This window comes from Geodermatophilus maliterrae (genome assembly GCF_041018925.1).
GTDB lineage: Bacteria > Actinomycetota > Actinomycetes > Mycobacteriales > Geodermatophilaceae > Geodermatophilus > Geodermatophilus maliterrae.
In genome coordinates, this window is record NZ_JBFNXQ010000025.1 from 41,375 (window position 1) to 53,413 (window position 12,039).

At 77.2% G+C, this 12,039-nt stretch carries 8 protein-coding genes; 4 read left to right on the forward strand and 4 right to left on the reverse strand.

Annotation, left to right across the window (positions count from 1 at the left end; genetic code table 11):
* Nucleotides 1-19: 19 nt before the first annotated feature.
* A complete protein-coding gene (locus ABQ292_RS10160) occupies nucleotides 20-2,671 on the reverse strand; it encodes a SpoIIE family protein phosphatase (RefSeq protein ID WP_369205862.1) in 2,652 nt (883 codons plus the stop codon).
* Between the two features lie 14 nt (nucleotides 2,672-2,685).
* Nucleotides 2,686-3,489 (reverse strand): alpha/beta fold hydrolase, encoded by an 804-nt coding sequence (locus tag ABQ292_RS10165; RefSeq protein ID WP_369205864.1) that lies wholly within the window; start codon nucleotides 3,487-3,489, stop codon nucleotides 2,686-2,688.
* Between the two features lie 150 nt (nucleotides 3,490-3,639).
* On the opposite strand from ABQ292_RS10165, the gene ABQ292_RS10170 reads away from it, so the two are divergent.
* From ABQ292_RS10170 to ABQ292_RS10185, 4 genes are all read left to right on the forward strand, one after another.
* The gene (locus ABQ292_RS10170; protein ID WP_369205866.1) at nucleotides 3,640-4,374 is read left to right on the forward strand and encodes a hemerythrin domain-containing protein; all 735 of its coding nucleotides are present in this window, start codon (nucleotides 3,640-3,642) and stop codon (nucleotides 4,372-4,374) included.
* A 481-nt stretch (nucleotides 4,375-4,855) separates the two neighbouring features.
* On the forward strand, nucleotides 4,856-5,515 hold the full coding sequence (locus ABQ292_RS10175) for a hypothetical protein (RefSeq protein WP_369205868.1): 660 nt from the start codon (nucleotides 4,856-4,858) through the stop codon (nucleotides 5,513-5,515).
* A 46-nt stretch (nucleotides 5,516-5,561) separates the two neighbouring features.
* The gene (locus ABQ292_RS10180) at nucleotides 5,562-6,371 is read left to right on the forward strand and encodes an alpha/beta fold hydrolase (protein ID WP_369205870.1); all 810 of its coding nucleotides are present in this window, start codon (nucleotides 5,562-5,564) and stop codon (nucleotides 6,369-6,371) included.
* A 25-nt stretch (nucleotides 6,372-6,396) separates the two neighbouring features.
* A complete protein-coding gene (locus tag ABQ292_RS10185) occupies nucleotides 6,397-8,721 on the forward strand; it encodes a HelD family protein (protein ID WP_369205872.1) in 2,325 nt (774 codons plus the stop codon).
* A 189-nt stretch (nucleotides 8,722-8,910) separates the two neighbouring features.
* Here the strand turns inward: ABQ292_RS10185 and ABQ292_RS10190 are convergent, their stop codons facing one another.
* Nucleotides 8,911-10,137, reverse strand: coding sequence for a cytochrome P450 (locus ABQ292_RS10190; protein ID WP_369205874.1), 1,227 nt, complete (start codon nucleotides 10,135-10,137; stop codon nucleotides 8,911-8,913).
* Nucleotides 10,138-10,187: 50 nt separating this feature from the next.
* Complete coding sequence (locus ABQ292_RS10195) at nucleotides 10,188-11,822, reverse strand: SIR2 family protein (RefSeq protein WP_369205876.1); 1,635 nt, start codon at nucleotides 11,820-11,822, stop codon at nucleotides 10,188-10,190.
* Nucleotides 11,823-12,039: the final 217 nt, after the last annotated feature.

Consider the following 12,039-nt stretch of genomic DNA (forward strand, 5'->3'; position numbering starts at 1 on the left):
GTCTCCTCAGGGGACGGCGTCAGCGGTCCTCGTCGTCGCCGGGCCGGACGTCGCGGGCCAGCTGCCGCAGCTCCCCGACGACGTCACCGGCCACGCCCGAGAGCCGGTGCAGCGCCCCGGACACCAGCCGGCGCACCGACGCGGGGTCCAGCCCGAGCGCCATCCCCAGCCCCGCCGCGACGTCGAGCCCCGTGAAGCCGACCGCGGGCGCCGGCGGCTCCACCCGCGCGGGTGACCAGCGCATCGCGTCGCCGGAGACGGTGACGTCGCCGCCGGCCCCGTCGAGCGCGTCGGCCAGGTCGGGGTCGGGCGCGGGGACGACCGCGGGGCCGGCCGGGCCCGGGGCCGGGTCGAGCACGGCGACGTCGTCCGCCCCCGTCCCGTCCCCTGCCGTGCCGCACAGGCGGGTGAGCACCAGCAGCGCCACGTCGTCGGCCCGGCGCGGGCCGGTGAGGACGGCCAGCAGCCGGTCGCACAGCACGTCCGGGTCCACCGGCCCCTGTGCCTCCGCCGCCACCTCCTCCGCGACCGCGCGCAGCCGGTCGAGCCCCGCGTCGAGGTCGGCGGTGCGGCTCTCCACGAGCCCGTCGGTGAACAGCACCAGCGACGCGCCGGCCGGCAGCCGGCCCGACCACTCCGGCGCCGGGCCGGGCGGCGCCCCGAGGACGCGGCCCGGGGACACCGGCAGCAGCCCCGCACGCCCGCCGGTCACCAGCAGCGGCGGCAGGTGCCCGGCCGAGGCGATCCGCAGCTCGCCGGTCGACGGGCGCAGCGTGGCGAACAGCGCGGTGGCCATCCGCGGCAGCCCGAGCAGCGGCCAGCTGTCGTGCAGCCGCTCGACCAGCGCCCCGGGCCTCGGCCGGTCGACCAGCAGCGCCCGGTGCACGCTGCGCAGCTGGCCCATCGTCGCGGCGGCCGTGACGTCGTGGCCGACGACGTCACCGACGGCGAGCGCGACGTCGGTGCCGCCGGGTAGCGGGACGACGTCGTAGAAGTCCCCGCCGACGTCGGCGCCGCGGCTGCCCGGCAGGTACCGCACGGCCAGCGCCAGCCCGGGCACCTCGGGCGGGTCCGGCGGGAGCAGGCTGCCCTGCAGGGTGTGGGAGGTGCGCGACTCGAGCTCGAAGCGCTGGGCGACGTCCATGCCCTGCGACATCTGCAGCGCCAGCTGCTCGGCGGTCTCGACGTCGGCCTCGGTGAACCGGCCGCGGCGGGCGTCGGCGCCCAGCGAGATGACCCCGAGCGGCCGGCCCTCGACCATCAGGGGCACGCAGATGAGGTCGGCGAGCTCGAGCGCCCGGGTGACCTCCAGGTGCGCCGGGGAGGTGCTCAGCAGCTCCATCAGGGCCGGGTCGACCCCCCGCGCCCAGATCGTGCGGTGCTCGACCATGGCCCGGACGCTCGGGTGGCTGCCGTCGCGGCGCGGCAGGTGCTCGTCGCGCAGCTGCTCGACCAGGTGCCGGCGGGCCGGGTCGGCGTGCGCCACCACCGGCGCGACCAGTCCGCGCTCGGTCACGAGGTCGATGACGCAGACGTCGGCCAGCTGCTGCACCGCCAGCTCGGCCAGGTGCTCGACGGTCTCCCCGACCTCGCGCGGCGCGGCCAGCAGCCGGGCGGCGTCCAGCAGGAACGCCGAGCGGGCCGCCTGCCGCACCGTCTCCTCGTACAGCCGGATCCGCTCCAGCGCCTGCCCGGCCTGGCGGCCGAGGGTGGCCAGCAGCTCGGCGTCGGCCGGCGACAGCGCGCCCCGGGTGCCGGGCTCGGAGAGGCTGATCAGCTCGCTGTCGTCGGTGACCCCGAGGACGAGGACCAGGGCGCCCAGGTGCCGGTCGTCGGCGGCCGACACCGGGACGACGACGAGCGCCTCCTGCCCGGCCTCGGTCATGGTCGCGGCCAGCCCCGGCCAGCGCTGCCGCAGCTCCGGCCCGACCGGTGCCGCCCGCACCCCGCCGCTGCGCACCAGCTCCGCTCCCGCCGGTGCCGCCGTGGCCAGCTCGGCGAGCAGCTCGGCCGACAGCCCGTCGGCGGCCGCGAGGGTGACCGGGACCGGCTGCCCCTCGACCCGCTTACCCGGGACGGGGTCGGCCAGCCACAACCCGGCGCCGCCGGCCTCGACCGCCGACCGCGCGCGGCGCACCACCACGTCGGCGACCTGCTCGGCCGAGGCCGCGGCGGCGAGCTCGGACACCACCTGCTGCAGCGTGCGCGCCCGGGCCTCGGAGTCGGCGGCGGCCCGCTGCGCGCTCAGCAGCGCCCGCTCGTAGCGCCGTCGCGACGTCGCCTCGAAGACCGTGGCGCGCACCAGCACCGGCTGCCCCTCGGCGTCACGGACCTCCACGGCGTTGACCAGGCAGGGCAGCACCGAGCCGTCGGCGCGGACGACGTCGAGCGCCACCTCCCGCACCGCCCCCTGCAGCCGCAGCAGCGGCGCGAGGTGGGTCTCGTAGAACACGCGGCCGCCGGCGCTGAGCAGGTCGGGCAGCCGCCGGCCGCGCACGTCGTCGGGGTGCCGTCCGGTCCAGGCGCAGAAGGTGCCGTTGACCTTGACCACGCGGCCGTCGGGGACCATCGAGAGGTAGCCGCAGGGCGCGTTCTCGTAGAGGTCGGCGGGGTCCTCCTCGAGCAGCCGGGCCAGCCCCTCGTCGCGGGGCTCGTTCTCCGCGCGGTCCATGCCGGCCGGCCCGGTCAGCTCTCGATGCGGCGGAGGAAGGCACGGATGGCCGCCGTGGTCTCCTCCGGCGCCGACAGGTGCGGGCAGTGCCCGGTGGCCGACAGCTGGGTGAAGACGCTGCCGGGCACGTGCTCGTGCACGTAGCGGCCCACGACCTCGGGGGCGATGGCGTCCTGGCTGCACTGCAGGACCAGCGTCGGGACACCGACCCCGGGCAGGTCGCCGCGGTTGTCGGACAGGAAGGTGACCCGTGCGAACTGGCGGGCCACCGTGGGGTCGGTGCGGCAGAAGCTCTCGGCCAGCTCCTCGGCCACCTCGGCGTTGCCGGGGCCCGCGACCACCGGCGCCAGCGCCGCCGACCATTGCAGGGGGTTGCTGTCGAGGGAGTCCAGCAGCGCGGCGACGTCCGCGCGGGAGAAGCCGCCGGTGTAGCCCTCCTCGTCGACGTAGCGGGGACTGGGGCCGACCATGACCAGCGCGCCGAACAGCTCCGGCGCCTGCGCGACGGCGAGGACGCCCATCATCGCGCTCACCGAGTGGCCGACGAAGACGACGTCGGTCAGCTCCAGCGCCCGGCAGATCTCGACGACGTCGTCGGCGTAGCCGCGCAGCGAGCCGTAGCGCTGCGGGTCGTAGGCCGAGATCCGGGAGCCGCCGGAGCCCACGTGGTCGAAGGTGACCACCCGGTGGTCGGCGGCGAAGCCGGGCGCGACGGCCCGCCACATGGTCTGGTCGCAGCCGAACCCGTGGGCGAACAGCATCGGCCGGCCGGCCTCCGGGCCGCTCACGCGCACACAGTTCCGCGTGATGGCGCTCACGCTCCGAACGTAACGGACGGCGCCGTCCCTGTCGCCGCCCGGGAGCACCCGCGTCGGAGTCGGAACCGCGCCGGGACCCCTGTCGGGCCGCAGCCGGCGTCCCTACGCTGCCGTCGTACCGGGCCGGCCCAGCACCACCCGAGGTGTCCCGTGAGCGTCACCGTGGTCCGTCGCCGCACCGCCGTCGCGCCTCGCCCCGATCCGCCCCCCGTCCCGGCGTCGCGGGCCGTCGACCACCAGCTCGTCGTGCACCGGCTGCTCCGCCGGGAGCTGCCGCTGCTGGCCGACCTCGTCACCTGGGCGCCGCCGGACGAGGCGGCCCGCACCGCGATGCTGACCCGCCACGCCGACCTGCTCGGCCGGGTGCTGCGGACCCACCTCGCCCTCGAGCGGGAGCTGCTGTGGCCGGCACTGCTGCACGCGCTGCCTGCGGACGCCGCCGCGACCACGCGGGCCCTGCTGGACGGGTGGGACGCGCGCTGCGCCGTCGTCGACGCGGCGCTGCGCGGCGTGGGCACCTCGGGGCGGCAGTGGGCGGTGGCGCGGTCGCCACGGGCGCGCGACGCCTTCGCCCTGGCGTGCCTCGACCTCGCCGCGGCCGTCGAGGTGCACACCGCGGCCGAGGAGCGCGACCTGCTCCCCCGGGTGGCGGCCTGCCTGCCGGCCGCGGCCTGGACGGCGATCACCCGCGCCGCACGGCCGGGGCTGTCCGGACGGGAGCGGCTGCTCGTGCTGGGACTGGCGCTGGAGGACGCGTCCCCCGCCGAGCGGGCGCGGCTGCTCGCGGGTGTGGGCCGGGGGACGCGGGTGCTGTGGCGGCTGGTCGGCCGCGGCCGCCACCGTGCGGCCGTGGTGCGGCTGCGGGGCGCCCCGCCGGCGGCTTGAAGAAGGACCCCCTACCCCCCACCGTGGAAGGACCCCGTCCTCCCCACCCCTCGCAGGCTCGGGGCGGGCCCCGGGACGGGGCCGCGGCGGGACCCTGCAGGGGGCCCGGAGCGGGCGGTCACCAGCGGGACGTGCCGCAGTCGGTGCAGCGCTTCTTGGCCGTGGTGGTCTCGACGCGGCAGTTGGGGCAGGTCCAGGTCATCCGGTCCGTGGTCCGCTCGGTCGTGGTGGTGCTCATGGCTCTCCCTGTCGTCCGGGTGAGCCCCCGACGGTAGTCACGCGTCATGACGTCTCGATGACATCCGGGTTGCGGGCAGGCGCCGGCCCGTGACCGGGGTCCCGCGGGCACCGGCGTCGGTCCGGCGCCGCAGGCGGTCTGCAAGCCGGCGTCCAAGACGGATCCCAGTGGCGCACAGGTGGCGCGCGGGAGCGTCCCCGCAGCGAGCCGAGGACGGCTCCCGACCGAGGAAGGCACCCCGCCATGACCCGCACCCGCCTCACCCGCACCCTGCTGCGCACCGGTGTCCCCGTGGCCGCGCTCGCCACGGTGGTCGCCACCGCCGGCACCGCGTCGGCCGACCCGTACGCCTACAACGCCTACGACACCGACTCCAACGGCTACCACGACGCCTACGCCTTCGACGACAGCGGCGACGGCTACGAGGACACCTGGGCGATCGACTGGGACGAGAACGGCCTCGTCGAGCAGGTCGCCGTCGACACCGACCTCGACGGCTGGGCCGACACCTTCGCCTTCGACAGCGACGAGGACGGCTACGTCGAGGAGGTCGGCGTGGACACGACCCACAACGCGCTGCCGGACGTGTGGGGCGCCGACTCCGACCGCGACGGCCTCGTCGACGTGGTGGCCTACGACACCGACGACGACGGCTACGCCGACTGGTCGGAGCCCGCGACCTCGACGTCCCACGGGTACGCGTCGGTGAGCTACGTCTTCGCCGAGGCCGACGGCTGGCTCTACTGGGAGACCACCGTCGAGTACGGCTACGGCCTCGCCTCGGACGAGGCCGTCGTCGACAGCGGCATCCTCTCCCTGACCGGTGGGGAGCCGGCGGTCCCCGCGCAGATGGACGACGAGCCGGGGGCCCTGGTCGCCGAGGCGCTGCGCACGCTGTTCTGACCGGCGCCCGCCGATGAGTCCCGGACCGCCGGACGGTCAGGAGGAGGTGGACACCACCTTCCTCCTGGTCCCCGGCGCCGGCGGGCGCGCCTGGTACTGGCACCGGCTGGTGCCCGAGCTCGAGCGGCGCGGGCACCGGGCGGTCGCCGTGGACCTGCCGGCCGGCGACGACGCCGCGGGCCTGCGCACCTACACCGACGTGGCGCTCGCCGCCCTGGAGGCGGCGGGCGCCGACGGCGGCCCGCCGGCCGGCGACGTCGTGGTCGTGGGGCAGTCGATGGGCGGGCTGACCGCACCGCTGGTCGCCGCCCGCCGGCCGGTGCGGCTGGTGGTCCTGCTCAACGCGATGGTGCCGCGGCCCGGGGAGACCGGCGCCCAGTGGTGGGAGGCGGTCGACCAGGCCGGGGCCCGCGCGGCGTACGCGCGGGAGCAGGGCCGCCCCGCGGACGACGACGTCGAGTCCGACTTCTCGCACGACGTCCCGGCGGAGGTGTGGGCCGCGGCCGCCGCGCAGTCCGGGGACCAGTCGGGCACCCCGTTCACCGAGCCGTGGCCACTCGCCGCCTGGCCGGCCGTGCCCACCCGGGTGCTGGCCGGCCGCGACGACCGGTTCTTCCCCCTGGCACTGCAGCGGCGGGTGGCCCGCGAGCGGCTGGGTCTCGACGTCGACGAGGTGCCCGGCGGCCACCTGGCCGCCCTCAGCCGGCCGGCCGAGCTGGCCGCGGCGCTCGACGCCTGCCTGCGCGAGACGCGGCGCACGCCGGGAGGAGGTGACAGCGGGGCCCGGAATGGCGCAGGATGGTCGATTGCCGCACGCGCCGAGAATGGTGCGAAAATGGCGGCAGAAGAGAACTGACGACCATTCTAGCAGAGGACGTGCATTGCCGACGACCCGGTCCGACGTCGTCCCCCACCCCGAGCTCACCCGCGAGCAGCACTACGTCACCGACCTCTACACCCGGCTCGACGCCGCCCGGGAGCTGGCCACCCGGCGGCTGCGCCAGGCCATCACCTGGCCGGCGGTCGACCCGCAGGCGCTGCAGGAGCGCGACGCCACCGTGCGGTTCCAGACCGAGCGGGTCACCGCCCTCGACGCCGCCGAGGCGGGCCTGTGCGTGGGCCGCATCGACCGTCTCGCTGACGGCCCCCTCTACATCGGCCGGATCGGCCTGCCCGCCGACGACGCCGCGAGCGACCCCGCGCTGGTCGACTGGCGGGCGCCCGCGGCCCGGCCCTTCTACACGGCCACCCCGGTGCACCCGCTGGGCATCGAGCGGCGCCGGCACATCCGCACCCGCGGACGCACCGTCGTCCGGCTCGACGACGAGGTGCTCACCGACGGGGTCGCCGGGTCCGGGCTCACCGGCGAGGCGGCCCTGCTGGCCGCCCTGGACGCCTCCCGCACCGGGCGGATGACCGACATCGTCCGGACCATCCAGGCCGAGCAGGACCGGGTGATCCGCGCCGACGACCGCGGCGTGCTGGTCGTCCAGGGCGGGCCGGGCACCGGCAAGACGGCGGTGGCGCTGCACCGCGCGGCCTACCTGCTGTACACGCACCGCGAGCGGCTGGCCCGGCGCGGCCTGCTCGTGGTCGGCCCGACGCCGACCTTCCTGCGCTACATCGCCGACGTGCTGCCCTCCCTGGGCGAGACCGGCGTGCTGCTCGCCGGGCTCGGCCAGCTGCGGCCGGGCCTCGACGCCCGGGGGGAGGAGTCACCGGAGGCGGCCGCGGTCAAGGGCCGGCTGGAGATGGTCGACGTGCTGCGCGCCGCGATCGCCGACCGGCAGGTCGTGCCCGACGCACCGCGGGAGGTCGTCGTCGACGGGTTCGCGCTGCGGCTGCGCCCGGTCGACGTCAGCCGGGCGCGGAACGCCGCGCGCCGTGCCGACCCGCTGCACAACCTGGCCCGGCCGGTGTTCGTCCGGCGGGTGGTCGACCTGCTCACCCGCCGCTACGCCGAGCGCATCGGCGCGGGGATCGACGTCGGCCGCGACCTGTTCGACCGGGAGGACGTCGCCGCGCTGCGCCGCGAGGTGGCCGAGGAGCCCGGCGTCCGGTCGCTGCTGGCGCAGCTGTGGCCGGTGCTCACCCCCGAGCGGCTGCTGACCGACCTCTACGCCAACCCGGCCCGCATCGCGGCGGCCACCCCCGGCTGGTCGGACGCCGACCGGGCGCTGCTGCACCGCCCGCGCGGGAGCGCCGCGTCCCCGGCAGCCTGGACGCCGGCCGACGTCCCCCTGCTCGAGGAGGCCGAGGAGCTGCTCGGCTTCGACGACAGCGCCCAGCGGGCCCGCGCCGACCGCGACCGCCGGCGGGCGCTGGCCCGGGCGCAGGAGACGCTCGACGTGCTGCACGGCTCACGCTCGGTGGACCTCGAGGACGAGCACCTGGAGGCCGAGGTGCTCAGCGCCGGCGACCTGCTGTCGGCCGAGGACCTGGCCGACCGGCACCGCGAGCTGGACCTGCGCACCACCGCCGAGCGGGCCGCCGCCGACCGCACCTGGACCTTCGGGCACGTGGTCGTCGACGAGGCGCAGGAGCTCTCGCCGATGGCCTGGCGGCTGCTGGTGCGCCGCTGCCCCACCCGGTCGATGACCGTGGTCGGCGACGTGGCGCAGACCGGCAGCCTGGCCGGCGCGGACCGCTGGGACGCCGTGCTGCGCCCGCACGTCGGCGACGCCTGGCGGCTGGAGGAGCTGACGGTCAACTACCGGACGCCGGCCGAGATCATGGAGGTCGCCGCCGACGTGCTGGACGCCGGCGGCTCGGACGCCCGGCCACCGCGCTCGGTGCGCACCGGGGGGACGCCGCCGGTGGCCGAGACGACCGGGTCGGCGCGGCTGCCCGGGCGGGTGGCGTCGGTGGCCGCGGAGCTGGCCGGTGACGAGGGGACGACGGCGGTGCTCGTGCCGCCGAGCCGGGTGGCCGACGTCGTCGCGGCGCTGGGTGAGCTGCGACCCGACGTGCAGTCCGGCCCCGGCGCGGACTCCTCGCTCGGTCCGGTCGTGCTGACCCCGGGCGAGGCCAAGGGCCTGGAGTTCGACTCGGTGGTCGTCGTCGACCCGCAGGGGGTGCTCGACGAGGGTGTGCGCGGGGTCAACGACCTCTACGTCGCGCTCACCCGAGCCACCCAGCGGCTGGTCGTGCTCGCCCCCGGGCCACTGCCGGCGGTGCTGTCCCGGCTGGAGACCGCCGCGGCCTGACGGAGGACCCTCCTGCCCCGTTCGCACGCTCGCGGCGGGCCCCTGCAGGAGGGCCGGGCGTCCTCGTGCTCTGGTCCGCACCGGGGGCAGAGCACGAGGGAGCCGGGGAGGATCTCCCCCCGTCCTCGTGCTCTGGTCCGCACCGGCGGCAGAGCACGAGGACCGCCGGGGCCTCTGCCGCCCCGGGCTTCAGCGCCTGGTGGGCCGGAGGACGACGCCGCTGGCCGGGCGGGCCGGGATCCGGCGCAGCGAGATCGACAGGTCCTGGTCGGCGGGGATCTCGAACGGCATCCGGGCCAGCTGCGGGGCCAGCGCGGCCAGCAGCGCGACGGTGATCTGCTCGCCCGGGCAGCGGTGGTTGGTCCGCGGGTCGCCGCCGCCCTGGGGGACCAGGTCGAACTCGCCGATCTCCCGGCCGAGGAAGCGCTCGGGCCGGAAGGCGTAGGGGTCCTCCCACAGGTCCGGGTCGTGGTTCTGGCCGTAGATGTCGAGCAGCACCATGGAGTTGCGCGGGATCGTCCGTCCCTCGAACTCGAGCCGCTGCGGCGCGCGGCCGCCGATGAACGGAGCGAACGGGTAGAAGCGGCGCACCTCGTGCGCCCAGGCCTCGGCGAACACGGCGTCGGTGCCGGCCAGCCGCGAGCGGTGCTCCGGCCACCGGGCCAGCGCGTGCCCGGAGAAGGCCATGAACCAGGCGACGGCGGTGGTCGGGCGGATGACGTTGAGCAGCTCGACGGCCGCCACGCGCGGGTCGAGCAGCCCGCCGTCGGCGTCGCGGTGCCCGGCCACCACCTGCAGCACCGAACCCGGCGGCGCGACGTCCTCCCCCGCGCGGACCTGCCCGACGATCCGCGCCAGCCACTCCTCGCGGCGGCCACGCGCCCGCCGCGCCCGCCAGTGCCGGGGGCCGCCGGTGGCGAAGCCGTCGACCATCGCGAGCAGGTCGCGGGCCAGCGCCGGCACCTCGTCCTGCGCGAGGGGGACGCCGGCCCACCGGGTGACCGCGCCGGCGATGACCTGCGCCGACTCGTCGAACAGCACGACCTCCGGCCGGGTCTCCCAGTCCCGCGCGGCGGTGTCCCAGTCCGCGCACGCCCGCCGCACGAGGGCCTCGATGGCGGCGGGGTCCATGAGCACCGAGACGAACATCGCCTTGCGCACCCGGTGGGCCTCGCCGTCGAGCGTGTGCACCGCACCCTTGCCGAACAGCGTCCCCTGCACCGGCTCGGGGATGGCGTGCGAGCGGTGCACGTGGTCCTCGTCGTAGAGGAACCGCGCCGCCTCGGGACCCTCGATGCCGACCGCGGGCAGGCCGCCGAGCAGGGTGCCGGCCGCGCGCAGGCCGCGGGCGCGGCGCAGGTCGGGCATCCAGGCGTACCCCTTGGTCAGCAGGGCGAGGCCGTTCTCCAGGCGCATGGAGGGGCCTTTCCCGCCAGGTCGGACGGCAACCCCGTCGCGGCGACCGCTCAGCCGGGCCGCTGCTGCTGCAGCCGGTCGTCGCACGGCTCGGTGGCGGCGTCGGCCGGCCCGTCGCCGGACCACTCCTCCCCCGGCCGGTCGTCACGGCGGCCGGCCGAGCGGCCGTGCCCGAGCCGGCGCAGCAGCCCGGCGACCTCCCCGGCCGCCGACGTCGTCGCCGACCCCTCGGGCACCCGGGCGGCGACGGCCTGCAGCGCCTCGGCCAGCCCGCGCTCCTCCTCGTCGAGCATCCCGCGGTAGGCGGGGTCGAGCAGGTAGCCGGTGGGCGGGGTGGACAGGCAGCCGATGAGGTCGAGCAGGACCTCCAGCCGCCGGGCGGCCTCGGCGGCCGGGGTGTCGCCGCGCGACATCGCGACCGTCTCGACATCCTGCTCCCACAGCCGGCTGCGGGCGGGGTCCTCGCGCAGCGCCAGCACGGTGCCCGACCGGTGGCGCGGCTCGCGGCCGGGCCCGTTGACGGCGCTGCGCACCTGGTGGGCGATGCGGATCAGGTCGTCGTCGAGCATCGAGGTGCCGACGAAGAGCACGTGCCGGGTGAGCAGCAGCGAGTGCAGGACACCGGCGAGCGCCGCCCGCGAGTCGCCCAGTTGGAGGTACTCCTCGCGGGTCAGGACGACGCTGGCCGGGTGCGCGGCGTCGCCGTGCAGCTTGAGCAGCCACGGCCGGCCCGGCTGCGCCTCGTCGTAGGGCAGCACCGACAGCTCGCGGCCGATGTCGGCGGCGGCCAGCTCGACCAGCGGGTCGTAGTTCGTCGTCACGAACTCCTGCACCGGCAGGTCGGCGATCAGGGCGTGCGCCAGCGCGTAGGGGCCGGGACCGAACCGCTCCTGGACGAACTCCTCGAGCCGTTCGCGCCCCAGCTCGCGGGCCAGCAGCGCCGCGGAGTCCTGCGGCGGCAGCTGGGACAGCCCGGCGCGCAGGTCCCCGTCCAGCCCCGAGCGCCCGGCCAGCTCGTCGAGCAGCTGCTCCCACGTGGGCAGCCCCGCCGCCGCGCTGACGCCGGCGCCGATGAACAGCGCCAGCTGCCCCCGTCGCGCCCGCTCCCCCAGCTGCTCGGCCAGCGCCCGCAGCGGGTCGGGCAGGTCCCAGCCGGCCGTGCCGCGGCGGATCCGCTGGGCGGCGGCCAGGTCGCTGGGCCCGCGCAGCACCAGGGCCACGTCGAAGCCGTGCTCGGCGGCCGCGTCCCGCAGCACCGGCAGCAGCTGCTGCAGCAGGTCGCCCCGGCGCCCGGCGGCCCCGCCCCAGCCGGTGCCCAGGGCCGGCAGGCCCACCAGCCGCCGCGCCCGCCCGTGCACCGGCTCGCCGACCTCCCGGCGGGCGACGGCGGCCAGGGCCTCACGGGCGCCGTCGAGCAGCCAGTCCAGGCCGCGGCCGCAGTCGTCGACGGTGTCCAGCAGCCAGACCCGCGGGTCGCCCGTCCCGGGGACCTCCACCACCCGCTCGGCGCCCGACCAGGCGAGGTCGACGCAGACGCCCTCGGCGTCCTCGTCGGTGACCAGGTCGTCGGGCAGCAGGTCCCGCCAGCTGCCGGCCACCCGCAGGCTGCGGCCGGTGGGCACGAGGACGTCGTCGCAGACCAGGCGGGTCAGATCGGCGCCGACGACGAAGACGTGTCCGCTCACGCCCGGCTCCTACCCCGGGACTCCCCCGGCCGGAACCACCCTGGCTCAGGCGCTGCCGCAGCCGCCCGCCGCGCCGGCTCGGCGCTGATGGTCTGGGCGGTCCTGGTCAGCGGGCTGCTGGCCGCCACCGCCGCCGTCCAGGGCACCGACCGCGCGGCCGGCGTCGCCACGGCCGTCGCCGCGCTGGTGACCGGCCTGGCCGCGGTGCCGCTGCTGG